The sequence below is a fragment of the Candidatus Protofrankia datiscae genome (assembly GCF_000177615.2).
Lineage (GTDB): Bacteria > Actinomycetota > Actinomycetes > Frankiales > Frankiaceae > Protofrankia > Protofrankia coriariae.
Map to the genome: position 1 here is coordinate 798,142 of NC_015656.1, position 24,530 is coordinate 822,671.

The following is a 24,530-nucleotide window of genomic DNA, read 5'->3' on the forward strand; positions in this document are numbered from 1 at the left end:
TCGTGGTCAGTTGCCGGGTTCGTCCTTGACGAGGCGGTTCCAGGTGGTGGGTCCGACGATCCCGTCGACGGTGATGCCGGCGTGCTGCTGGAAGCCGCGCACCCAGGCGTCCGTCCGCCGGCCGAAGACACCGTCCACGGGGAGGAAGTTCCCGGGGTCACTGATCCGGGCGTTTGCCTGGTCCTGGACGGCGCGTACCGCGTCGCCCTTCTCACTCCGGTCACCATCACGGACGGTGATGATGAGCGCCGGCCAGCTCTGGTCGCCGACGGCACCGTCGACCACGATCCCGGCGGACGACTGGAAGGCGCGCACCGCCGCCTCGGTCGCCGGCCCGAAGACACCGTCGACGGTCACCGAGTATCCGTGCGCGCGTAGCAGGTACTGGATGGTCTGTACTGGTTCGCCGCTGCTGCCGTTCTTCTGCAGGGGCCAGGTCGCGGACATGCTTGAGCCTCCTCGGCGGTTGGTTTCGGGGCGACCGGTGGCGGCCACCTAGAAACACTATGAGTGATGATCTTATATCTGTCAGTCACGCATCCGGCCGGGATGGCTGCCCGCGTCAGGTCATCAGGTTGTGATCTCCTCGTTGATCGTGCTCGGATCGTTCCACGGCCGTTGCCGCGGCAGCTTGCGGTGCCGCAGCGACCCCGTCCGCAGGGACAGGTAGGCCACGGCCGACAGCGGGATGGGCAGCCAGAAGTTCGCCAGCCGCCAGGTGACGACCCCCAGCAGCGCCACGGCCCGGGTCGAGCCGAACCCGACCAGGGTGGGGACCAGCACCCCTTCGATGATCCCGAGTCCCCCGGGGGAGATCGGGACGGCGGCCAGCACGTTGGCGAGCCCGTAGGCGACCAGCAGGCCGTCCACGGACGCGGCGTGGCCGTAGGCGTACAGGAACACCCACAGGGAAGCGGCGGCGAGCAGCCAGTTCGCCGCCGCCCACAGCGTCGCCCTGGCGAGCTGGAGCCTGTCCGCGCCGAGGACCCGCAGCCGGTCGGCAAAGGTGCGCACCAGCCGTTCGGCGCCGTCCGGTGACAGCCTCGGCGCGCGGTGGGCGACGGAACGCACGACGCGGACGGTTCGTTCACTGCCCCGGGTGAGCAGTATCACGCCGACGAAGACGGCGGCGATCAGCAGCGTCCCCACCGCCGCGGCCGTGCCGTAGATCGGGTTGCCGCCCCGGGTCGGGATGGAGATCAACAGGCCGATCCACAGGATCACGTTCAGGACGACCGCCGAGCCCGCGCCCTGGATCGCCGCGGCGGACACCGCCTCGGACGCGCCGACTCCGGCACTGCGTTGCAGGCGGTAGCGCAGCGCGCTCGCGGTGGCGGCACCGCCGGGCAGCATGTGGCTGACACCGAGGGTCGTCAGGTCGATCCGGATCAGCGTCCACAGCGACGGCCGGCCCTCCCGGGCGAGCACGCTGCGGGTCAGCATCGCGTAGGCGAGCAGGGACGCCGCCTCCAGGACCAGGCCGAGCACCAGAAAACGCGGCTCCACGTCGGAGAACGTCTCCAGCGCCTTGCGGGCACCGGCCAGTTGCGGCAGCACCGCGTATTCGACGATCAGTGCCAGTATCACGACCGCGGCGCCCCGGCGCAGCCATCGGGGCACCCGCAGCAGCGTCATCGGCCCGCACCCGTGGACGCCCTCGCTGTCGTGCCGGCACAACCACCGTCATGGCCGTCAGCGGACCCCCGCAGGCAGTACCGCGAGCGCGTACAGCACTCCGCGGGCCGGCAGCGGGACATCCGGCGGCGGGACATCGTTGTCGTGAGACCGCGCATCGCATCTCATGGTGGCCTATCGATGCTCTTGTCTACCCCGTCACCACGCGGGAACACGGGACTCCGACTGACCGTGCGCCGGTGAACATGCCGATCAGGCGTCCTGGCGGTGCCGAATCTGTCATTCGTGGCCGTGAAGCATCGATTTTTGTGGCACGGCGAGGAGACCGCGGGCGGCGGCACGCCGCGGGCACACTGGTGGGGTGGACGTCACCTGGTGGGGGCACAGCACGGTTGTGATCGCCGATGCGGGCACGCGGCTGGTGACCGATCCCGTCTTCGGGATGCGCGTCGCCCACCTGCGCCGGCGGGCTGGCACGCGCCCGGTGGCGCAGGCCGCGCGGGTCGACGCGGCGGTCGTCTCGCATCTGCACGCCGACCATCTCGACATCCCGTCGCTGAAGCTGCTCCCGCCGACCGCGCCGATCCTCCTGCCGCGCGGTGGCGCCGCCCTGCTGGCCCGCCGACACCCGGCGCTCGCCGAACGCTGCGTGGAGATGGTGCCCGGTGACCGCGTCCGAGTGGCTCCCCGTAACGGCACAGCCGCCTGGCTCGGCGATGCCGGTGGTAGCGCTGACAGCCACGCCGACAACGGCAGCAGCGTCGATCATGGTGATGGCCGCGGTATCGATCACAACGTCGATCACGGCGATGGCTGCAACATCCGTCCCGCCGTCGATCGTGATATCGATCATGGCGGCGGGGTGGCGGTCGCCGCCGGTCTGGACGTGCTGGCGGTGCCCGCCGAGCACGACGGTTCGCGGGGGCCGTGGTCACGCCATCGCGGCCCGGCGCTCGGATTCGTGGTGACCGGCAGCCAGACGGTGTGGTTCGCCGGGGACACCGCCCTGCACGACGCCATGGCCGATCTCGCCCCGCTCGGCCTCGACCTCGCTCTCGTCCCGGTCGGCGGCTGGGGGCCCAACCTCGGCCCTGGGCATCTCGACCCGGCCGGCGCGATCGAGGCGGTCCGGCGGACGCTGGGCCCGCGGCCGCTCCCCGCGCAGGCGGTGGCCGAGGCCGCGGCGGTGGGGGTGGCGGTACCGATCCACTACGGGACCTTCTGGTCGGTCGGTTTCGACCGGGTGCGTCCCGACCGTTTCCACGAGCCCGGACGCGAGTTCGCCCGACTGGCCGCCGCCGCTGCCGACCTGCCCGCCGAGGTGCGTGTGCTCGCCCACGGCGAGTCCCTGGCCCACCCGCCGGCCGGCCGGTGGACGCCCGCGGGAGCTGTCAGGTGACGTTTTTCGACGAAGCGTGTGCCGGCTGCTCCGTATCCGGCTGCTCCGTATCCGGTTGTGCGCCTGGTTCCACCGGCCGTCCGATCGTGTTCTGCGTGGTTTCCGCGGCTTCCTGAACGCCGGGGGCCTCGTGGGCTCCGGGGGGTTTCGGGGCCGGCGCGGTTTTCGCGTCGGCCGGCCCGCCAGAGGCGGCGGGACGGGGCTCGGGCAGCGGGCCGCGGCGCAGCCCGAGCTGTTCCAGCCAGCGGACGAGCTGGTGGTGGACGGCGTCCGGGCCCTCGATCGGGCCGGGTACGGTCGGCCAGCCCGCCGGGTACAGCAGCACGGCCCGGGTCTGGTCGCCGCCGATCCCGCCGTGGCAGCCGACCAGCTCCTCGAACGCGGCGACCTCCCGGGTGCCGGGGTCGATCCGGCTCACGACGACGATGTCGCCGACGTTGTGCATCCGCTGGTGGCGCAGCAGGTCCGCGGCGGCCCGCGAGCCGTACCCGAGCAGCGGGTTGGTGCCCTCGACCACCCCGGTCTCCAGGAACATCCGGCCCCGGGCGCCGAAGGCGACCGGTCCGTGCCCCTGGCAGCGCACCACGACGAACCCGACCCCCGGGTGGTCGATCAGCCCGCGGACGAGCGCGGGGTGCAGGAACTCCATCTGTTCGAGATCGGCACGGCCGGCCACCTGCGGCAGGTAGACCATGGCCAGGTTCCCGGACGCGACCACGACGAGGTCCGGCCGCTGCGGGTCGAGAGTGACCTCCAACCGGGACGGGCCGAAGGTGATCTGACCGTCGTCGGTGCGCCGACGCAGCATCAGCCGCCCCGGCCCGGTGCCGTCCCCGCCGCCGGTGACCTCGGTGAGCAGGGTGTTCACCGGGCCCCAGCCCTCGGCGGTCCCGGTTGCCGCGGCCGCGGCCGCCCCCGGCGTCAGCAGGCCGCGGACGGTGTCCTCCAGGGACCGTCCGTAGCGCTGGCGGAACGTCGCGCCCTGGCTCTGCCCGTGGTCGGACAGGACGACGATCTCGTACGTGCGCTCGACGGCGCTGGCGATCCGTTCGAGCATCGCCAGCACCCGGTCGATGCCCTCCAGCGTCTGCAGCGACTCCCGCCGGTTGGGCCCGGCATGGTGGGCGACCTCGTCGTAGTCCACGAAGTCGCAGAACACCACGGGTACGCCGCGGGCCATCTGTTCGGCGATGAACGTGACGTTGAGGTCGCGCAGCAGGACGTTGGTCAGCCCGCGCAGCGCGACGTACGAGCCACCGCGGCGGACCCGGGGAAAGATGTTGTCGCGGCGCTGTTTGCGGGCCTGGTGCACCTCTTTGATCATTTCGCCGATGGTCAGGACCAGCGAACGGGCGAGCCCCTGCGGGCTGGCCGCGAACGAGGCGTAGCCGCGGGCCCGGCGGCCGGGTAGCCCGGCCTGGCTGACGGTGAGCAGGCTGTGCGGCGCGTCGCCGGAGAAGACGTTGCTGATGCTGACCCCACCGTCGGCGAGCAGGCCGCGTCCGTTGCTGAACCCCCGCTCGATCTCGGCGGCGTCCCGCGGCCGGTTGGTGACCACCAGCCGGCCGGCATCCTTGTCGTACCAGCGGAAGGCGGGGACGTGGCCGGACGTGCCGTGCAGGATGCCGGCCTGGCTGGTCGGGGTCGTCGACGGCATGCCGGTGTGCCACTCGACGAAGCGGTGCGAGCCGCCGCGGACCCAGCGGCTCAGCGTGGGCAGGTTGCCGGCCGTGACCGCCCACCGCAGCAGCGGCGCGGACAGGCCGTCGATCTGCACGATGACGACTCCCGGGCCGTCGAACGGGCTGCCGCCCCCGCCGCCGTAGCGAGCGACCTGTCGCATGACCTCGCTGCTGAACGTCCCGTCGCTGCCGGCGTCGGCCAGCCAGCCGACGACCGCCGAGATCACCGCGATGCCCCAGGCGACCCCGACGGCCGCGCCGAAGCTGCTGGAGATCACCTCTGGTTCGATGCGCAGCGCAACGTAGATCACCAGGGTCTGCGCGAACAGGCCGATCAACGGGATGGCGATCCCACCGAGCGCGACCGCCAGGGCGACGAGCACCGGCCGCAGCACCGCGCCCACCAGGGTGAGAATGACCACCAGGCGTATCAGCGCGCCGAAGCCGTTGATCTCGATGCCGGGCAGGAACTCCAGGGCCAGGCCGAACGCGAGCCCGCTCGCCGCGACGGACCGGGTGACGCGCAGGAGGCGGTGCGGCGTCGGCTTCATGTCGCGCAGCACGATGCCGGCGAGGCGCAGCCGTCCCCGCAGCAGCCTACCGATCACGGCGAGGCGCCGCCCGTGCCCGCGCCCACGTTCGGGCCGGGCGGGGCGGGACCGCGTACCAGTGTCGGTGCCGTCGGCACCGGTGTGACCCACAACCATGACCAGCGCAGACTAGAGCGCCGGTCAAGCAGCGCGGACAGCGTCCGCGTCCGTCCGCGTGGAGCGTGGCCCGGACGAGCTCGTCGTTCGGCGCTCTTTTCGGCCTGGTGGGCGTACGCGACGACGGATTTCTGGCGATCTTTTCTGTTGTTCGGGGCCTGTTGGCGTCGGTCACCGGCGGTGCGGTTGCTCATGGCCGTGCCGTGGGTGTTTTGGATCATATCTGACGGATTTCGACTGGCTGGACGGGAAATCGTCCGTGTCTGACCGCCCGCCCGATCGTCGCGCGGTTGTCCGGCGGATGAGCGCCGGATGGTCGTGGTGACGACCGGATATCGGGCATCCAGCTGCCCGGCCGCGGGTCATGGCCCCGGAGCGGGGTCTGGAGCGAGCCCGGGAGTGAGAAATACCGGTATTTGAGCAGGCGCCGGCGGGGTGCAATTCGGGCGAATGGTCCCGGTGAGCTGATCCGGAAGTCACGCAACACACTGGATCACCACCTTACGCCCATCGTAGACACTTCGATCACGCACCATAGAAACAAGCACCGGTTGCGAGCCGGTGTACGGCGAGGTGGTCGGATCCGGAAAACGACGCGGCGAGTCAGGTGGGAGGCGCGGTGAGCCACACGCGCGTCCGGGCGGGTCGGCGTGGGCCGGTTCCGGCCCCCCGTCCCGGAGCGGACGGCTCCGTGACCGGCTCCGTGGCCGACTCCCGCGAGGAGGACCTCCGCGCGGCCGAGGGCCACCCGTCCGAGAGCCCCGCGGCGGCCGAGGCCCACAGCGGGACGAGGGAGGTCAACGCCGGGCCAGCGGGCGTCCCCGCGGGGAGCGCCTTCCCCGGGGCCGCTCCCCGGCGGGACGGCCCACGGAGGGCAACCGGCCGTGCCGGCCGCCGCCGGGGCGGTGGCTCCCGCCGCCGTCGACACCGCTGGGACCGCCCGCTGCGAGTGCTGGTCGTGCTGGTCGCGGCGGTGTGCTGGCCCGCGGTCGTCGGCCTGCTCACCGTGCACGCGACCGTGCAGCAGCCGGGCTACTACAAGCGGGCGCTCGCCGACGCCGACGTGTACGAGCGTTTCTACAGCCAGGTCCTGACCGACCCGCAGATCGTCGAAATCTCCGACCAGCTCTTCGCCGGCCTCCCCGTGGACCAGTCGTTGCTGACCGCGAACCTGCGGGTGGTCGTCCCCCCGTCGTCGTTGCAGGGGGTGGCCGCGAGCCTGGCGGAGCGCACCGCGGGCTATCTGAGCGGCAACGGCGACACGCTCTACCTGCGCATCGACCTGCGCCCGGTGCTGGCCAACATCTCCCAGCTCGCCAGCACCTACCTGGCCGACGAGCTCTCGGGCGCCGGCACCTACCCGGTGGACGACGTCAGCCGGTTCACCGTCGGCCTGCTCGACGCGCTCGACCAGCTCTCCCAGGGACGCCCACCGGCGTCCGTGCCGTCGATCACCTCGGTCCGGCTCTCCGAGCGGCAGGCCGACCAGGTGGCCGACGCCGTCCTCGACCGGGTGGGCGGGCTGGGCACGGACGAGCACCAGGCCGTGCGCGAGCAACTGGTCACGTTCATGCGGGCCGGTGATCTCACCTCGGCGCTGGCGGTCGCCGGCCCGCTGGTCTTCGACGGTGACGAGGCCGCCATCGCCGATCTGCGGCGGCGGGTCGGCGGTGGCACCAGCATCGATCTGGGGCCGGCGCTGACCGGGCTGCCCGAGTCCCCCGGCACCATGGCGGTGCACGCCGTTCACGATCTCGGCTCGTCGGGGGTGCTGCTCGCCGCGGGTGGGCTCGCCGGCCTGATGCTGGTGGTGTTCGCCACCGGGTTCGTCGTGATCGTCAGGCACGGTGGGTCGGGGTTCCGCCTGGTGCTGGCGGGGCTGGTCGCGGCCGGGGCGGCCGGGCTCGCCGCCGGGGGCGTGCTGATGACGCTGGTCGGCGATCCGCTCGCGGCGTTGACCGGCCCGTCCTCGTCGCTGCCGGTGAGCGTGCGGGCGATGGTCGGTGACATCTCCTCGGCGTTGGTCGACCAGGTCCGCGACAACTGGTTCGGGTTCGCGGCGATGCCGCTGGTGGCCGCCGCCGGTGTCACGGTGGTCGCGGCCGCGGCGCGGATGCTGGTGGTCCGGGCGCATGCCCGTCGGCGGCGCTGGGGGACGCTGGCGATCACCTCGACGACGATCGTCGTCCTGCTGTGGATTGCGATGCCGCTGCCGGTCACCCCGGCCGCCAGGTACTGCAACGGCTCCGAGCTGCTCTGCGACCGCCGCTACACCGACGTCGTGTACCCGGCGACGCACAACGCGATGGCGGCCAGCGACGCGCGCTTCCTGGGCGCGGCCCAGGATCCGGACCTGATCGGCCAGCTGAACGCGGGTATCCGGGCGCTGCTCATCGACGTCCATCACTGGACGCCGCCGCAGGACGTCGAGGCCTTCCTGCGCGGCCTGCCGCCGGACCAGCGGGCCACCCTCGAGCCGTTCACCCGGGGCGCCCGCTCCAGTCGTCCCGGGCTGTGGCTGTGCCACAACATCTGCCAGCTCGGCGCGCTCAGCCTGGAGACCGAGCTGACCCGGCTGCGGGCCTGGCTCGACGCGAACCCGACCGAGGTGGTGACCCTGATCGTCCAGGACGAGGCGCCCGCGTCCGAGGTGACAGGGGCCTTCACCCGGGCCGGGCTCGGGCGTTACACGCTCACACCCCCCAGGGACGCGGATGGTGACTGGCCGTCACTGGGTTCGATGGTCGAGCGGAACCGCAGACTGGTGGTGCTCGCGGAGAACGCCGACGTCCCGGGCACCTTCTACCGGCGGTTCTTCCGATACGCGGCCGACACGGCCCTGGACGTCTCCTCGCCCGACGGCTTCGACTGCCGGCCTGGCCGCGGGCCGGGCCGGCCCGCGGCGATACTGATCAACCACTGGATCACCCGGACGGCGAGCAGTCGCGCGGACGCGGCCGTGATCAACCGCCGGGAGTCCCTGCTCAGGCAGGTCGAGGCCTGCCAGCGGGCGCAGGGCCGGCTGCCGACGTTCATCGCGGTGGACTTCGCGACCATCGGTGACCTCGTTCCGACCGTCGCCGAGCTCAACCACCTTCAGGACCGGTAGTGTAACTATCGGTGATGGTCGTCGCGGTGCGGCGCCGTCAAGGGTTGGCGGCTGGCGACCGTCGACCATAGGATTCAATCCAGACGGACAACTGAACATCGATGCCGCTCACGCCCGCGCGGGAGAGTCCACGGCAGCTTGCGGTCCGTGGCGCCGAAGGAGCAAGACCTCCCCTATACACTCTCAGGCCGGAGAAACCGCCGGGTCAGGCAACTCTGGAAAGCGGACGTTCCGTGACGTCCCGCCGACGGTGAAAGCCCACGCATATCGGTCGCGGGTCGATATGCCGGGTGAAGCTCTCAGGCATACGTACAGAGGGGGAGGTCAGTCGCGGCCGGCGCGCTGCCGGGTCGCCCGATCTCTGGAGCGCATCGACCGTGCACGTACCCGTTTCGTCCTCTTCTGGCGCAATATCCTCTTCAGGATCCTCATCGGGTGACACAGATGGTTCTGCTGGTACCAGCCGTGAGAACGGCAGCGGTGGCGTGAATGGCACTGGCGGCGTCGGCCGCGGCGGTGGCGCCAATCGTAACGGCGGTGCGAACGGCGCTGGTGGGAGGTCCGCCACCCGCCAGTCGGTGACCGTGCCGGCATCGCAGCCCGCCCAGACGCCGCAGCCCACCCGGACACAGCCCCGGCGGGCCGAGCTCACACCGGCCCGCCCGCGCACGGGGGCCGCCGCCGCGCCCGCGCCGGCCAGGCAGCCCGCGCCGGCCGCGACGGCGCGCCGGGCCGGCCCGCCGCCCACCGAGACGCTCACCTTCGCCGACCGGCATGTCGGGCCGGACGCGGACGAGCGCCGGAAGATGCTCGACGGGCTCGGCCATGCCAGCCTGGACGCGCTGGTCACGACCGCGGTGCCGGAGGTGATCCGCGACGACACCCTCGAGCTGCCTTCGGCGGCGAGCGAGCCGGAGGTGCTCGCCGAGCTGCGCCGGCTGGGCAGCCGGAACCGCCCGGTGCCCTCGATGATCGGCCTCGGCTACCACCCGGCGGTGCTGCCCGGGGTGATCCAGCGCAACGTCCTGGAGAACCCGGCCTGGTACACGGCGTACACCCCGTACCAGCCGGAGATCTCCCAGGGACGTCTGGAGGCGCTGCTCAACTTCCAGACCATGATCGCCGATCTGACCGGCCTCGCGACGGCCGGGGCCTCGCTGCTGGACGAGTCGACCGCCGCGGCCGAGGCCATGCAGCTCGCCCGCCGGGCCGCGAAGAAGCCCGACACACGGTTCGTCGTGGACACCGGGACGCTGCCACAGACGATCGCGGTGCTGCGCACCCGCGCCAGGGCGCTGGGGATCGACGTGGTGGTCATGGACCTCTCGGCCGGCATACCGGAACACCTGGCCGAGTCGGCGTTCGGCGTCCTGCTGGCCTATCCGGCCGCCGACGGCGCGCTGCGGGACCCGCGCGCGGTGATCGAACAGGCCCACGGCCACGGGATCGTCGTGGCGGTGGCGGTCGACCCGCTGGCGCTGACGCTGCTGGCCGCACCGGGTGAGTTCGGGGCGGACATCGCGGTCGGCAGCGCGCAGCGGTTCGGGCTGGGCCTGGGCTTCGGCGGCCCGCACGCGGGCTTCATCGCGGTGCGCGCCGGCCTGGAGCGGTCGCTGCCCGGCCGGCTGGTCGGGGTGTCGGTGGACGCCGACGGCGAGCCCGCCTACCGGCTGGCCCTGCAGACCCGGGAGCAGCACATCCGCAGGGAGAAGGCCACCAGCAACATCTGCACGGCACAGGTGCTGCCGGCCGTGCTGGCCTCGATGTACGCCGTCTACCACGGCCCGCGGGGGCTGGCGGGGATCGCCGAGCGGGTGCACGGCCACGCGGTACGCCTCGCCGCGGGGCTGCGCGCCGGCGGGGTGCGGGTCGTCCACGACCACTTCTTCGACACGGTGCTCGCGCAGGTGCCGTCCCGGGCGGCCGAAACGGTCGCCGCGGCGCTCACCGGCGGGCTGAACCTGCGTCTGGTCGACGCCGACCACGTCGGCATCTCCTGTAGCGAGACGACGCTGGACGCCGACCTGCACGCGGTGTGGGCGGCGTTCGGGGTGCCACCGCTGCCCTCCCCGTCGGTGGTCGCGCTGCCGGCGCGGAAGGCGACAGCCGCCGGCGCCGCTACCGCGGGCGGCGCCATCCCAGGTATAGCTACCATCGGTGCTCGAGCCGACGCCGGTGGTGGCGGCCCGGCGATCCCGGCGGAGCTGGTACGGGCGAGTCCCTACCTGGAACATCCGGTGTTCCACCTGTACCGGTCCGAGACGGCGATGCTGCGTTACCTGCGCCGCCTCGCCGACAAGGACCTGGCGCTCGACCGCGGAATGATCCCGCTCGGCTCCTGCACGATGAAGCTGAACGCCACGACCGAGATGGCCGCGGTGACCTGGCCGGACTTTGCCGACATCCACCCGTTCGCGCCGCTGGACCAGGCCGCCGGCTACCTGGAGCTCATCCGCGACCTCGAGAAGTGGCTGGTGGCGATCACCGGCTACGCGGCCGTGTCCCTGCAGCCGAACGCGGGCAGCCAGGGGGAACTCGCAGGGCTGCTGGCCATCCGCGCCTACCACCGCGACCACGCCGTGGAGGGTCGGCCGGTCCGGGATGTCTGCCTGATCCCGTCGTCGGCGCACGGGACGAACGCGGCAAGCGCGGTCATGGCCGGGATGCGGGTCGTGGTGGTTGCCTGCGACAGCGACGGCAACGTGGACCTGGAGGATCTGGCCGCGAAGGCGTCCGCCTACTCCGACCGGCTGGCGGCGCTGATGGTGACCTACCCGTCGACGCACGGTGTCTACGAGGAGGGCATCGGGCGGGCGTGCGACCTGGTGCACTCCTGCGGCGGGCTGGTCTACGTCGACGGCGCGAACCTCAACGCCCTGGTGGGGCTGGCCAGGCCGGGCACGTTCGGGGCGGACGTGAGCCACCTGAACCTGCACAAGACGTTCTGCATCCCGCACGGCGGCGGCGGCCCGGGCGTCGGCCCGGTCGCGGTGGTCGAACGGCTCGCGCCCTACCTGCCCAACCATCCGCTGCGGCCCGAGGCGGGGCCGGCCACCGGTATCGGGCCGATCGCCGGGGCGCCGTGGGGGTCGGCGGGCATCCTGATGATCCCCTGGGCGTACATCCGGCTGATGGGTGCCGCCGGGCTGCGCCGGGCCACCTCGGTGGCGGTCCTCAACGCCAACTACATCGCCTGGCGGCTGTCGTCCCACTACCCGGTGCTCTACACCGGACGTGACGGACTGGTCGCGCACGAGTGCATCCTCGACCTGCGCCCGCTGACGAAACGCACCGGAGTGACCGTGGACGACGTGGCCAAGCGGCTGATCGACTACGGTTTCCACGCGCCGACGATGTCGTTCCCGGTACCCGGGACGTTGATGGTCGAGCCGACCGAGAGCGAGGATCTGACCGAGATCGAACGGTTCTGCCGGGCGATGATCGCGATCCGGCGGGAGGCCGACCTGGTCGGCGCGGGCACCTGGCCGGCGACCGACAACCCACTGCGCAACGCTCCGCACACGGCGTCCATGCTGGTGGCGGACGAGTGGGAGCACCCGTACTCCCGGACGGTGGCAGCCTACCCGGTCGCCTCCCTGCGGGAGTCGAAGTACTGGCCGCCGGTACGCCGGATCGACGGCGCCTACGGCGACCGTAACCCGGTCTGCACCTGCCCGCCCGTGACGACGTACATCGACCAGGACGAGGACATCGCGTTCGCTGACGACGCGCCGGCCGCCCCCCACATCGTGGGGGTACCGGCCGACGCCCGCGGCTGACCCGACGAGACCCGCCCCGAAGCGGATCGACGCGGCGCGTAGGCCGGCCGGATCGTCGCGCCCTGTCAGGGGGTCGGGATCGTCGCGAACATGGCGACCATGCCGGCACTCATGATCAGGCGGCAGCCGTGGACGCGGACGGACGCGCCCCGCGCCCTGCTCACGAACGGGGCGGTCAGCTGGCCAGCCGGCCCGCCCGCCGGGTACGGGCGTGTCTCCGCCGGGTACGGGCGTGCCGTCAGGCGCAGCACCAGGGTGACCGCGGTGAGGACGGCCAGCGCCGTGAAAAGCAAGGAGAAACCGATGGTGAGGTCGTCCGCCGACCACCACCGCAGCGCGTTCATGTACGCCATCGCCAGGCCCTCGACCGCGAGCAGCGCGCAGCAGCAGGTCCCGGTCACGCCAGCGTCGTGATGGCCGCCCGGGCCCGGTTGCCGAAAGCGTTCCGGATCATCTCTTCGGATCACGTTGACGGTCAGGAAGACCGACGAAAGGAGCAGATAACCCCAGGCCAGCGTGGCTCCGGTGAGAATTCGGTCGGTGCGGGCCTGCCAGGCCGGCGGGCTGAACATGTACGCCATGCCGGCCGCTACGAGAAGATGGCCGGTTTCGGTCAGCACGGCGATCCGGTTCCCGTCAACGCGTGCCGTTCGCACCGACCTCCAGGCGCGCCAGGCGTGCCAGGCGTGAAATACCGCGAGAACGGCGAACACCAGAGCCGCGACAGACCAGAGCGGGCCACCGGCCGTGCTGGTTGTGTCCGCGACTCCCGGTACATGGTGCATTGCGGCACCGCCTGGTCATGCCAAGGTCCACGTTCACACGGAAAATCCCGGAAAGTTCCGGAAAATCCTGTTCCGGGGACGGCTGGATAGGCTCCGGTCGGACCCGGCACCGGGCCGGCCGGCGCCGTGTGACCATATATCCTTGCTTTGTCCCTGCCCGTGTTTTTCGGTACCAGCTACTGATCGGCGACTACTGATCGGCGACTACCGATCGGCGACTACCGATCGGCGACTACCGATCGGCGACTACCGATCGGCGACTACCGATCGGCGACTACCGATCGGCGACTACCGATCGGCGACTACCGATCGGCGACTACCGATCGGCTGCATCCTGGATGCCGGAGGCGACGGCCAGCGCCGAGTCGAGGACGCTTTCCAGCGCCCCGGACTTCGCCTGATCGATTATTTCGTAGAACTGGTCGACGCTCATCTGCACCTGCTGGCCGAAGTCGTCCACGAGCACGATCCGGCGTTCGGCCGGGGCGTCGTGGTCGACGAACAACTGCGGACAACCACAGCTGCACTTCCCACAGAAGGTCACCAGGTGCTGCCGGGCTGCCCCACCGGCATCCGGCACCGCGTCCGCTGGAGTTTCGTCACGCACTGTCCCCACCTCGCCCGCCTGGCCGACGCGTCGGCATGGTCAACCCGCTCGCAACATCACTCACAGCGTAAGGACCCTCACGCCATCCTGTCCGCGTTTCCGCAAAATCACAACGACAACCCCGCCCCGGACCGGTGTTCGCCCAAGAAGCGGTGCGACGGGTGCGGAAGTCATCCGTCCCATCGCAGTCTGTGCACCGCGGGCGGGGGCGAGGCCATGATGGATCGTCGTACTGGGCCGTTCTGCCCGCGGTCTTGCTCAGTCCGTTGCCCTGAAGAGCCAGTCCTCCGTCAGCGGTGGTGCCGGCGGCCCTTTGAGCAGCCACGCATGGACCGCTTCGATGAGGGGGGCTGGATTGTGCCGAGAGCGGAGGAAGGTCCGGCTGCTGGTGAACAGCAGTCCAGCGGTGGCGCTGTCGGACTGCAACGCCCGAAGCATGATCGGACGAAAATCCTTGGCATTCTCGGTCAACAGCCAATGCCGTTCGGCGGTGGCCCACGTGTACAGGTCGTCGTCCGTCATCGCCCGCAGGTCGAGCCGTTCGACGACGGCCACGACGGTGTGCCCACGTTCGCGCAGCACTTCAGCGATCTTCGGTGAGAACATCTCGTCGAGGGCGAGCTCAACCGGCTGTGAGCTCGGTGCGCTCATGCGATGAGCTGCTGCTGCACGCGCCAAGCGTGCTCGGCGCGCACCGACGCCTCGTCCGCGGCGGTGATCTCCGCGTCGATCTCGTCGCGGTTGTCGCTGTAGTAGCTGACCGCGGTGTTGATCCGGTTGGCGTCGACCGCGAACGTCTCCGCCGCGGCAGCCAACGCGGTTGGTCCGCGTTCGTCGATCTCGTGGAGGAACTTGATGATCTCCCAGACGTCGGGCCCGTAGGCCAGCGCCGCCCGACGGCCGGAAGGGCCGCTTTTGAAGACGATGCCCGGGTGTTCGGCCATCCGCAGCCCTTCGTCGATGAGCCGCTGCGCCAGGGCTGAGGTGTTTGATCCCGTCTCGGCCACCGCGTGTCGTCGCAGCTGTGCCAGCAGCCCCGGTTCGAAGCGAATGGACAGCGGTGTAGTCATGCGATATATCGAACACTTGCGCTACGGGTGTCTGTGCCATGGGGCGCTCGTGGGCTCACGATCCAGAGATTCGCGGGTGGGGTGGGGCGTCAGGGGCAGGATTCCTCGAATTTGGCGATGTTGAGGGTGACGGGGGTGCCCCGCGAGTAGGGCCGGCCGGCGGCCGGTACGGTCGAGCAGATCTTCCAGTTGCTCTCGACGATCGCGATCCGGTCGGCGCCGGTGGCATCGTGCACCGTGACGCTGGCGTTGTCGCCGAACGCCGCCCGTACGACCTTCAGCGAGCGGCCGGCGAGATCCGGCATGGTCGGGCCGATGCGCGGCAGGGTAGTGTCCGCCTCGCCCGCCCGCGGGCAGGTCTCGTCGAGATGGACCACCCCGAAGTCGACCCTGACGGTGACCGGATGCGGCCCCGCCGCCGGGGACTGGTCGCAGACCTGCCACTGGCGGTCGAGAATCTGCTCGCGGCCGCGCCCGAGCGCGTCGTGGGAGGTCAGGTTCGTGAAGCCGGCCGTCTGCGCGGTGTCCTGGGCGTACTGCAGGCCCTTGCCGATCAGGTTCGGCAACGTGCCGGTCGCGACCGTGCGGGTGGGTGCGGCCGGCCCCGAGGCGTCGGGCGCGCCCGGTGCCGAGACGAAGCCGTCACTCGACGCGCAACCGGTGCCGCCGGCGGCACCGAGCAGGACGAGGAGAGCCATGAGCGTCGGCAGCGCCGACGCGCCACGTGCCCTGGTCACGGCTGTGCCAACCATCGATGCTTCGGCCGCTGATGTGCCGGTTGCCGATGCCTCGGTCCTCGGAACTCTGACTGTGCGTGTCAGTGCGTCGCCTGTCGGGAGTGTGCGGCGTGGCGTGACGGCCTCGTGCCGAGATCCTCTCGGCTGAGCCCGTGGCCACCATCGCTGTGTCGACACGTTGTCAGGATGGCGTATGTACCCGTTCCTGTCCGTGAGACCGAACTCTCCGAACTCTCCGGACCTGCCGACAGATGATCTTGTTCTGCTGTCTGGCGGTGGGGCCGCCGCGTGGGCTCCCGCGGTCGCGGGAGGCGGGCGTCAGGTCGTTTTCATACTGCTTCAGCACGTTAAGTATCATTATGAATACATATAGTATCCATGGTCGTAACTTTTACTGACCGAGTTTGGTAAGCGTACGTTAGGGTACTACTGTAACTCGTTGTTACATCTCACGTTGAGGGCTGCGGCGGAACAGGTGGGCCGGGAGGTGTCACCCGACCGGCATCCGCGGTCCGGAGGCAAGGGGGCGCGGAAGAGGTCCTAGCTAACGCCGGGTCACGACCTGCTGCCTGTGCCGGACGGGTGGCGCGACGGGGGAGGGCTGGCTCGGTGGCCGTGGGGGTGGTCCGGCTCATTCAGGGCCTGCGACGACGCGCCGAACACCGTTTCGCGTCGTCTCCGGCCCATTCGAGTAAAGGGGGGTAGTTCTCATGGAAAGCTCACGAGAGAGGGGCGTCCGTGCGTACGCTCGACCCCATCACCCTCGGCCTCGACGCCATCGAGGCCGGTAAGCTCGCCAACGGCATCACCCTGAGCCTGCTCATTCCCGCGCGTGGCCCGGAAGCGGCCCGGACGCTGGGTAACATCGTCGCCCTGAATCGCCAGCACTGGATGCTGGAACGCCCGGTGCTGGACGAGATCGGTGTCGTTGTCGATCCGTCGTCCGACGGTGACGAGCACGACCTGGTACGTATCGCGACGGAAGCCGGGGCGAGCTGGGTCGTTCGGGGGCGGTCGGTGATCGAACGTCACATGAAACACGAGTCACCCTCCTACGGCGGCAAGGCCGGCGCGATGCGCAGCCTTGCCTACCTGGCATTCGGTGACCGGTTTGTATTTCATGACGCCGACCTGGAACACTATGACCCGCTCACCGTGGGTCTGCTGGCGGCGGCCGCGACGATCGACAGCGCGCCGCTGTTCGTCAACGGCAGTTCCCAGCGGGTGACCGGCGACGGCCGGCCCGGCGGGCGTACCACCGAGATGCTGCGCTCCCTGCTCTCCAAACAGCTGGCCCACTACGTCCCCGCCGTCACGACCATCCAGCAGCCGCTCATCGGTGAGTTCGTGGTCGACGCCGACCTCTTCGGCTCGCTGGCCTTTTCCCGCGGGTACGGTGTGGAGACCTCCCTGAAGGTGCTCGCCCTGGATTTCCTGGGCGGTACGGAATGCGTTCAGGTCACATTGCCGGTCAAATACCAGGTCGGTCAGGACTACCGCGACCTCGTCAAGCAGTTCCATGAGATAAGCTTTACGGTCGACGTGCTGGAGGCATATTTCTCCCGCCGTCGGATCGATTCACAGGTGGCGATCTGGGAGATCGCCGACAATTACGACCTGCTGTATCCCGGGCGTACGTACGCGCTGCACCGTCCGCCCGGTTACGACGACGCGGCGTTCGTTCCCCGGCTTGGTTTCTACCAGCCGCTGGCGAATTCGCGGGCCTACCAGGCGCGGATGTTCGAGATCAAGACCGCGCGCCACGCGGCGCTGAAGGCGCTCGAACGCCGGATGCGGGCGTCCGCGTAAGCGGGCTGGCCGGCCCCGGGCCACGCCGCCGGGGCTGGCCAGCCGTCAGTTCGCTGCTACTCCGGTCGGCCGTGTTCCTGCCGCCCGGGCACGAAGTCGACCGGGCCCTGGTAGCCGCACCGAAGCAGGACGTCGAGCATCTGCTGATCGAACAGCGCGCCCACGTCCCGGATCACGGGTGGGAGATGGCCGAACAGCTCCAGGGACAGGAACCCGTGGAGCTGCGTCCAGACGATCAGGCAGGCGGCGAGCCCTTCCGGCGGGATCGTGTTGCGGGTGTCGGCCCGCCATTCCTCAAGTTCGGCGCGCAGTGCCGGCGTGAGTTCGGCGGCGAACCGGGAGGGGTCGATCAGCCCGACGTCGATCGCCTCGGCCATGCAGCGGAACAGCACCGCGACCGAGCGTTCCGTGCCGTCACACGGCTGGCTTGCCGGCGGGGTGTAGTCCAGTCCCAGCGTCCCGAAGATGAGCATGTACTCGGTCACGTGCTCGTGTGACCAGCGGCGGTAGGCGCGGGTGACCTCGAGCCAGCGCCTGGCATGGTTGTCCCTGGGCGCGAGGTCGAAGGCCTCCTCCAGCGTGTCGGCCAGGGAGGCGAACCCGTCGGCCGCCAGCGCGGCGATCAGCTCGTCCCGGCTGGTGAAGTATCGGTAGAGGGCGGATGGCGTGAGCCCCATCGCCCGGGCCACCGCACGCAGGGACACCCCGGCCGCGCCGTGCTCGTCGAGCTGATCACGGGCAGTCTGTTTGATCTCGTCTATGGTGGCGAGACGGAGGCGCTCGCGTCTGGAGACCGGCTGGGCCACGCTGGCCATGCTGGTTCGTCCGGTGAACACTGTCAACTTTTTCGACTGGATGTCTTGACTGCGCCCGGTGTACGCGAACACTGTTCTCTAGAACGATGACAACTCTCCGGAGGTTCCGGTGTTCGCACGCCTCGCGCGCCTGGTCACACGCCGTCCCGGGCTTGTCCTGCTGGCAACCCTGCTGCTCGTGGGCGCGACGGCCGTGCTCGGCGTCACCGCCTTCGGCAAGCTCCAGACCGGTGGGTTCGACGATCCCAGGTCGGGCTCCACCCACGCCGACCAGGCGGTGGAGGAGCGCTTCGGCGGCCAGCCCAGCCTGGTCCTGCTGGTCACGGCCCGCGCCGGGACGGTGGACGCTCCCGACGTCACGGCCGCCGGCAGGGAGCTCACCCGGACCCTCGCGGCCGAGCCGGGCGTGAACAGGGCGGTCTCGTACTGGGACAGCGGTGGGCCGCCCCTGCGTTCCGAAAGCGGCAGGCACGCGCTCGTGCTCGCCTACACCTCCGACGACGACGTGGCGGAGGATCTCGTCGCCCGGTACGAGCAGGCCAGGGACGTCCCCGGCCCGGTGACGGTGACCCCCGGCGGTGCCGCCACCATCGGCGAGAACATCAACGACCAGGTCACCACCGATCTTGCCCTGGCCGAGTCGGTGGCCATCCCGATCACGATGGTGCTGCTCATCGTGGCCTTCGGCGGCGTGGTGGCCGCACTGCTGCCGCTGGCCGTCGGCGTGGTCGGCATCTTCGGCGGGCTTGCGATCCTCTCCGTCCTCGGCAGCCTCACCGACGTCTCGATCTTCGCGGTCAACCTCACCACGGCCCTGGGCCTGGGCCTGGGTATCGACTACGCCCTGCTGATGGTGAGCCGGTTCCGTGAGGAACTCGCCAGCGGGCGGGACCGCGCCGACGCGGTCGCCACCACCCTGCGGACCGCCGGTCGGACGATCGTCTTCAGCGGCGCCACCGTCGTGGCGGCACTCGCCGTGATGCTCGTCTTCCCGCCCTACTTCCTGAAGTCGATGGCCTATGCCGGTATCGCCGTGACGGTCTTCGCGGTCCTCAGCGCGACCGTGGTCCTGCCGGCCATACTTGTGCTGCTCGGGCCGCGGGTCAACGCGCTGCGGGTCGGCGGGCTGATCGGGCTGATCCGCCGCCGGCGGGCCGCTGGGGCGGCAGCCGGCCCCCGGGAGGCCTCCGAATCACCCGCCTGGCGCGCCGTCGCCTCCGCTGTCATGCGCCGGCCGCTGCTCGTCGGCGTGCCCGCCGTCGCCGTGCTGCTGATGCTGGGCATCCCCTTTCTGCACGTCTCCTTCGGCACCCCGGACGACCGGGTGCTGCGCGGCACCGCCTCCAGCCGGCAGGTCGGCGACGTCATCCGGACGGACTTCGCCGCCGACACCGCCGCCGCCACGACCGTCGTGCTGGAGGGGGCGGCTGGCGGCCCCGGCGGGGGCGCTCCGGCTGGCGGGCCCGCACCGGACGGATACGCGCGCGACCTGTCCTCGTTACCGAACGTGGCTCGGGTGAACAGCGCGGCCGGCACCTACGCCGCCGGCCGCCAGGTGACGCCCCCCGCCCCCACGGACTCCCGGTTCTCCGCCGGTACCTCGACCTATCTCGAGGTGGTCCCCTCGGTCGACCCGGCGTCGGACGCCGGGCAGGATCTCGCCAGGGCCGTGCGCGGGCGGCCCGTTCCGGCCGGGACGTCCGTGCTCGTCGGCGGTCCGTCCGCGGTGCTCGTCGACGGCAAGGCGACCATCTCCGACCATCTGCCACTGGCCGTCGGGCTGATCGCGCTGACCACGTTCGTGCTGCTCTTCCTGTTCACCGGCAGCGTCGTCATGCCGCTGAAGGCCCTGGTGCTCAACGCGCTGTCGCTGAGCGCTGTGCTCGGCGCCGCGGTCTGGGTCTTCCAGGACGGCCACCTGTCCGGGGCGCTGGGCTTCCTGCCCGGGCCGCTGGACACCTCCATGCCGGTGCTGCTGTTCTGTATCGCGTTCGGCCTGTCCATGGACTACGAGGTGTTCCTGCTGTCCCGGATCAAGGAGGAGCACGACCGGGGCGTCCCGAACACCGAGGCCGTCGCCACCGGCCTCGCCCGTACCGGGCGGATCGTGACCACCGCCGCGGCGCTGCTCGCGGTGACCTTCGTGGCCTTCGCCACGTCGTCGGTGACGTTCATGCAGATGTTCGGCATCGGCACGGCCCTGGCGATCGTCCTGGACGCCACCCTGATCCGCGGGGTACTGGTACCGGCGTTCATGCGCCTGGCCGGCAACGTCAACTGGTGGGCACCACGGCCGCTGAGGGCCCTGCACGCCCGAATCGGCCTGGTGGAGGCGCCCCGGGTGGAAGTCGCCTATAACGTGCCTGTCGAAAATGTGGGGTAACTGGTCAGGTCTGGTAGATCGTTTGTTTTTGGTTTCCCGGCTGGCTGGGACTCCTCGATGGCCTGAAGGCCCGGGTCGTTGGTGCTGTGTGGTTGATCGGGCCGTAGGGTCCGGGTGTGTCGGATGGTCCGCCCGCGTCGCCGCCGGTGCCGTCGTATGACGAGCTCGCGGCGCTGGTGGTGAGTCTGCGGGCGCAGCTGGTCGAGACCGCTGCGGCGTTGGAACAGGCGCGGGTGCGGATCGCCGAGCTGGAAGCTCAGGTCGCGAAGAACTCGCGGAACTCGGCGAAGCCACCGAGTTCGGACGGGCTGGCGAAACCGCCACCGAAGTCGCTGCGGAAGAAGACCGGCCGCAGGCCCGGTGGGCAGGGCGGGCATCCGGGATCGACGCTGCGGATGCTCGCTGAGCCTGATGTGCGCCTGCGGCATGAGCCGGGGCCGTGTGCGGGGTGCGGGGCGGGGCTTGCGGGCCGGCCTGTGACCCGGACCGAACGGCGGCAGGTGTTCGACCTGCCCGAACTACGTCCGCATGTGGTCGAACATCAGCTCATCGAGCGGGAGTGCGGCTGCGGGACGCGGACGAAGGCGGCGGCACCGGCCGGGGTGGACGCGCCGGTGCAGTACGGGCCGCGGGTGGCCGCGGCGGTGGTCTACCTGTATTCCGGTCAGTTCCTGTCGCAGGAGCGGACCGCGACCGCGCTGGCCGAGCTGGTTGGGATCCCGATCTCGGCGGGCACGGTCGGTGCGATGACCGCCCGTGCCGCCGCCGGACTCGACGGCTTCCGTGACACCGTCCGGGGTCTGCTGGCCGCCGCCGACGTGATCGGGGCCGATGAGACGGGGCTGCGGGTCGCCGGGAAACTGCACTGGGTGCACTGCGCCCGCACCGACAAGTACACGCTGATCGACTGCCATGCCACCCGCGGCAGCGGCGGGATCGACGCCCTCGGGGTGCTTCCCGCCTTCGGTGGGGTGGTGGTCCACGACGCCTGGGCCCCCTACGACAGCTACACCGGCGCCACCCACCAGCTGTGCGTCGCTCACGTGCTGCGCGAACTACAGGCCGTCGTCGACGCGGCCCCGACGGGAACCTGGTGCTGGGCCGCCCAGGCAGGCGACGCGCTCGTCGCCCTGCACCGCCTCGCCGTCGACGCCGCCACTACCGGCGTCACCATCGACGAGCAGGCACCGGCCACCCAGACCCGGCAGCTGCGCCACGCCGCTCACATCGGGATCAGCCAGACCTCGCCGCGCGGCACGAAACTCATGGCCGCCCGCCATGCCCTGGCCTGCCGGCTCGTCGACCGCGAAGCCGACTACCTTCGGTTCACCCGCGACTGGCGGGTTCCCGCGGACAACAACGGCTCCGAACGCGACATCCGCATGATCAAACTACGGCAGAAGGTATCCGGCTGCCTACGCACGCTCACCGGCGCCCGCCAGTTCTGCGCGATCCGCAGCTACCTGTCCACCGCCACCAAACACGGCATCAGCCTGTTCGACGCTCTCGTCCAACTTGCCGAGGGCCGTCCCTGGATGCCCGCGATCAGCTAACTCAAGATCAAAAACTACCTGACTAGTTACAATGTGGGAAGCGTCGGACATGAGCTGGTAAGATAATCCGAAAAATAAAACGGTATACTCGTCATGGTGTTTTCTGTTACCGGCTACAATGTGGAAAAAACCATCGAGACGGCATCGCCGGCCCTTGTCACAACCTCGTTTCACGTTCTAGCCTCAATACCGTAGGAGACCCGCTGGACCGTAACCGGACGCACGATTGGCGACGATCGTGACCAGTTCTCCCGGATGCGGTCGCCCGCACCCGTCGGTGACCGCCCGCTTGTACCGGGACGCCGGCCGCGGCGGCGTGGCCGGTATCCAACTGAATCTTGCGGCAGAGGTGGTGGAGCTGCTGCCGCACGGCTCGCGGGGGCGGCCGTGGACGGATCGGCCGCCCCCGCGAGCGACCCGGGAGCCTGGCTTTCCAGGACGCCGCGCAGGTGGGGCGTGCGGTCCCTGTCCGACGCCTCTGTCCGATTATGCCCAGCCATGCCCGGCCGTTGTCGAAGCCGGCCGGCAATCCGTGTCCGGATATCTGCCGGACCATGCACATGACGGATAGGCGGTCAGGACAAAACCGTTTTCGCGGGCAGCCTCCGGCCCGGAACGGCGCGAAATCCGGATCGGCGCAAAATTTGGAACAACACGGGCACTGGAGCGGCACCCGGAAGGGGACGACCGCCGTGGGCGCCGCGGACGGCGTCGGAACAGCACGGGACCCGGGCCGACGTCCGGTGCGGCTTCGTCGACACCGGTGCCATGGACGATCCGGCTCGTCGGAACCGTACGGGACCCAGTGCGCCGTGCGGGACTCGGAGTAACCGTCCGGCGCTCGTCCCACCGACGTGCCGGTGACTCACAGGCGCTCGAAGGCGCGGCGGCGTTCCCAGTCGGTGACGGTCGTCTCGTAGGAGGCGAACTCGGCCTCGGCGGCGTGCGCGAGATGGTCGACAACGTCGTCGCCGAACGCCGCTCGCGCGATCTCGCTGGAACGCCACAGCCGCTGCGCCTGCCGTAACGTCCTGGGCAGACGCGCCACCCCGGGCGCGGTGAACGCGTTCCCGGCCGTCGCCGGTGGCAGCGCAAGGTCGTTGTCGATCCCGTACAGGCCGGCCGCGATGATCCCGGCGACCGCCAGGTACGGGTTGGCATCACCACCGGGCACCCGATGCTCGATCCGCAGCGAGCGGCCGGAGCCGACGACCCGCACCGGGCAGGTGCGGTTGTCCCGTCCCCAGGCGATACCGGTCGGCGCGAACGAGCCCGGAGCGAGCCGCTTGTAGGAGTTGACGGTCGGCGCGAACAGCAGGGCGAACTCGGCCATGCAGGCGAGCTGCCCGGCCACGAACGACCGCATCAGCTTCGACATCCCGGCGAGATCCGCTCGATCGGCCGCCGCCCGGCCGCCCGGCGCCCGCCCACCGTGGCTCCGGTCGATCAGTGGCCGGCCGGCTGCGGCCCGCTCGGCCGACGTCCGTCCGGGCGGAGCCCAGCCCGCGGACGCCCGCTCGGCCGACTCCTCGTCGGGTGCTGCCCGCCCGTCTTCCAACGGCTCGGCGGCGAACACCGTCGCGCGGTCCCGCCCCCGCAGGGACAGGTGAACATGGCAGGAGTTTCCCTCTCCTTGATCGTATTTTGCCATAAAGGTCACTGCCTGACCGGCCTGCGCGGCAAGGTTTTTCGCCGTCGTCTTGTAGAGGACGTGGTTGTCGCAGGTACTAATCGCGTCGTCGTAGCGGAAGACGATCTCGTACTGGCCCGGATGGACCTCCGCCCGGGCCGACTCGACCCGTACCCCCGCGTCCGTCATGGCCAGCCTGATCGTCCGGACCAGCCCGTCCATCTCGGACGTCCCGATCAGGGAGTAGTCGACGTTGTACCGGGACGCCGGGGTCAGGCCGCCGTACGAGCGGTCGGCCGCCTGCTGGTAGGACTCGGTGAACACCAGGAACTCCAGCTCGGTACCGGCGAGCGCGGCCAGCCCCCGGGTGTAGAGCCGGTCGAGCTGCGCTCGCAGGACGGCCCGGGGCGCGACGCGGACCACGCCGCCAGCCGGCCACCAGGCATCCGCGAACACCACGGCCGAGCGGGGATGCCACGGAGCGCGGCGCAGGGTCGCGAGGTCCGGTACGAGCCGGAAGTCCCCGAAGCCGGTGTCCCGGGGCGCGAAGGCGTAGCCGGCGTCGGTGTCCATCTCGACGTCCACGGCGAGCAGATAGGCGCAGGCGGGCAGGCCGCGCGCGAGCACGTCCTCGATGAAGTGATCCACCGACGCCCCGCTGCCCTGAAGACGCCCCTGCAGGTCGGGAAGGCCCACGAGCACTTCGTCGATGCTGTCCGGGGAACGCGTGGACGCCGCGAGCCGCCGCAGCTCGTCGACGTCGAGGAGGCCGGGATGCCGCCGCGCGGGCCGGTTCAAGCCGGCCGGATGGTTGCGCGCGGCAGCCGGGC

At 70.6% G+C, this 24,530-nt stretch carries 16 protein-coding genes and 2 riboswitches; of the genes, 6 read left to right on the forward strand and 10 right to left on the reverse strand.

The genetic code is table 11. The features are described 5' to 3' along the window. Positions 1-6 precede the first annotated feature (6 nt). A complete protein-coding gene (locus FSYMDG_RS03400) occupies positions 7-447 on the reverse strand; it encodes a peptidoglycan-binding domain-containing protein (protein WP_013872196.1) in 441 nt (146 codons plus the stop codon). 123 nt (positions 448-570) lie between these two features. Further along, positions 571-1,635, reverse strand: a complete 1,065-nt coding sequence (locus tag FSYMDG_RS03405; RefSeq protein WP_013872197.1) for a lysylphosphatidylglycerol synthase transmembrane domain-containing protein — start codon at positions 1,633-1,635, stop codon at positions 571-573. A gap of 361 nt (positions 1,636-1,996) precedes the next feature. Between FSYMDG_RS03405 and FSYMDG_RS03410 the strand changes: the two genes are divergently transcribed. Beyond that, the gene (locus tag FSYMDG_RS03410) at positions 1,997-3,034 is read left to right on the forward strand and encodes an MBL fold metallo-hydrolase (RefSeq protein ID WP_013872198.1); all 1,038 of its coding nucleotides are present in this window, start codon (positions 1,997-1,999) and stop codon (positions 3,032-3,034) included. Here the strand turns inward: FSYMDG_RS03410 and FSYMDG_RS03415 are convergent. Further along, a complete protein-coding gene (locus FSYMDG_RS03415; RefSeq protein WP_013872199.1) occupies positions 3,027-5,423 on the reverse strand; it encodes a phage holin family protein in 2,397 nt (798 codons plus the stop codon). The genes FSYMDG_RS03410 and FSYMDG_RS03415 overlap by 8 nt on opposite strands. A gap of 691 nt (positions 5,424-6,114) precedes the next feature. Here FSYMDG_RS03415 and FSYMDG_RS03420 point away from each other — a divergent pair. Further along, the gene (locus tag FSYMDG_RS03420) at positions 6,115-8,532 is read left to right on the forward strand and encodes a hypothetical protein (protein WP_131792577.1); all 2,418 of its coding nucleotides are present in this window, start codon (positions 6,115-6,117) and stop codon (positions 8,530-8,532) included. Positions 8,533-8,640: 108 nt separating this feature from the next. After that, positions 8,641-8,742, forward strand: a riboswitch (glycine riboswitch). Continuing rightward, positions 8,743-8,854, forward strand: a riboswitch (glycine riboswitch). A gap of 163 nt (positions 8,855-9,017) precedes the next feature. Then, entirely contained in the window at positions 9,018-12,311 is a 3,294-nt protein-coding gene (gene gcvPB / locus FSYMDG_RS03425; RefSeq protein ID WP_013872201.1) for an aminomethyl-transferring glycine dehydrogenase subunit GcvPB, read from the forward strand. A gap of 65 nt (positions 12,312-12,376) precedes the next feature. Here gcvPB and FSYMDG_RS03430 read toward each other — a convergent pair whose 3' ends face one another. The 5 genes from FSYMDG_RS03430 to FSYMDG_RS03450 all read right to left on the reverse strand — a co-directional run bounded on the left by FSYMDG_RS03430 (position 12,377) and on the right by FSYMDG_RS03450 (position 15,510). After that, the gene (locus FSYMDG_RS03430; protein ID WP_157490966.1) at positions 12,377-12,931 is read right to left on the reverse strand and encodes a DUF5134 domain-containing protein; all 555 of its coding nucleotides are present in this window, start codon (positions 12,929-12,931) and stop codon (positions 12,377-12,379) included. Between the two features lie 481 nt (positions 12,932-13,412). Continuing rightward, the gene (locus tag FSYMDG_RS03435) at positions 13,413-13,703 is read right to left on the reverse strand and encodes a hypothetical protein (protein ID WP_013872203.1); all 291 of its coding nucleotides are present in this window, start codon (positions 13,701-13,703) and stop codon (positions 13,413-13,415) included. 258 nt (positions 13,704-13,961) lie between these two features. Continuing rightward, positions 13,962-14,354 (reverse strand): DUF5615 family PIN-like protein, encoded by a 393-nt coding sequence (locus FSYMDG_RS03440; protein ID WP_013872204.1) that lies wholly within the window; start codon positions 14,352-14,354, stop codon positions 13,962-13,964. Next, on the reverse strand, positions 14,351-14,773 hold the full coding sequence (locus tag FSYMDG_RS03445) for a hypothetical protein (RefSeq protein ID WP_013872205.1): 423 nt from the start codon (positions 14,771-14,773) through the stop codon (positions 14,351-14,353). The genes FSYMDG_RS03440 and FSYMDG_RS03445 overlap by 4 nt, the downstream gene beginning before the upstream one ends. Before the next feature lie 89 nt (positions 14,774-14,862). Then, positions 14,863-15,510, reverse strand: coding sequence for a PASTA domain-containing protein (locus FSYMDG_RS03450; RefSeq protein WP_202797669.1), 648 nt, complete (start codon positions 15,508-15,510; stop codon positions 14,863-14,865). A 738-nt stretch (positions 15,511-16,248) separates the two neighbouring features. On the opposite strand from FSYMDG_RS03450, the gene FSYMDG_RS03455 reads away from it, so the two are divergent. Beyond that, on the forward strand, positions 16,249-17,319 hold the full coding sequence (locus tag FSYMDG_RS03455) for a hypothetical protein (protein ID WP_013872208.1): 1,071 nt from the start codon (positions 16,249-16,251) through the stop codon (positions 17,317-17,319). 56 nt (positions 17,320-17,375) lie between these two features. On the opposite strand, the gene FSYMDG_RS03460 is transcribed toward FSYMDG_RS03455, so the two are convergent. After that, positions 17,376-18,134 carry a TetR/AcrR family transcriptional regulator gene (locus FSYMDG_RS03460; protein WP_013872209.1) on the reverse strand — a complete coding sequence of 253 codons (759 nt, stop codon included), beginning with the start codon at positions 18,132-18,134 and terminating at the stop codon, positions 17,376-17,378. Between the two features lie 109 nt (positions 18,135-18,243). Between FSYMDG_RS03460 and FSYMDG_RS03465 the strand changes: the two genes are divergently transcribed. Then, the gene (locus tag FSYMDG_RS03465) at positions 18,244-20,517 is read left to right on the forward strand and encodes an MMPL family transporter (protein ID WP_013872210.1); all 2,274 of its coding nucleotides are present in this window, start codon (positions 18,244-18,246) and stop codon (positions 20,515-20,517) included. 116 nt (positions 20,518-20,633) lie between these two features. Next, positions 20,634-22,070: an IS66 family transposase gene (tnpC, locus tag FSYMDG_RS03470; protein WP_013871651.1), complete on the forward strand. Its 1,437-nt coding sequence runs from the start codon at positions 20,634-20,636 to the stop codon at positions 22,068-22,070. 865 nt (positions 22,071-22,935) lie between these two features. Here the strand turns inward: tnpC and FSYMDG_RS03475 are convergent. Beyond that, complete coding sequence (locus FSYMDG_RS03475; RefSeq protein WP_013872211.1) at positions 22,936-24,498, reverse strand: glutamine synthetase family protein; 1,563 nt, start codon at positions 24,496-24,498, stop codon at positions 22,936-22,938. Between the last annotated feature and the right edge of the window lie 32 nt (positions 24,499-24,530).

Coding starts and splice junctions, on each gene's coding strand:
- FSYMDG_RS03400 (WP_013872196.1), bottom strand. CDS start 447: ATGTCCGCGACCTGGCCCCTGCAGAAGAACGGCAGCAGCGGCGAACCA.
- FSYMDG_RS03440 (WP_013872204.1), bottom strand. CDS start 14,354: ATGAGCGCACCGAGCTCACAGCCGGTTGAGCTCGCCCTCGACGAGATG.
- FSYMDG_RS03460 (WP_013872209.1), bottom strand. CDS start 18,134: ATGGCCAGCGTGGCCCAGCCGGTCTCCAGACGCGAGCGCCTCCGTCTC.
- FSYMDG_RS03405 (WP_013872197.1), bottom strand. CDS start 1,635: ATGACGCTGCTGCGGGTGCCCCGATGGCTGCGCCGGGGCGCCGCGGTC.
- FSYMDG_RS03415 (WP_013872199.1), bottom strand. CDS start 5,423: ATGGTTGTGGGTCACACCGGTGCCGACGGCACCGACACTGGTACGCGG.
- FSYMDG_RS03445 (WP_013872205.1), bottom strand. CDS start 14,773: ATGACTACACCGCTGTCCATTCGCTTCGAACCGGGGCTGCTGGCACAG.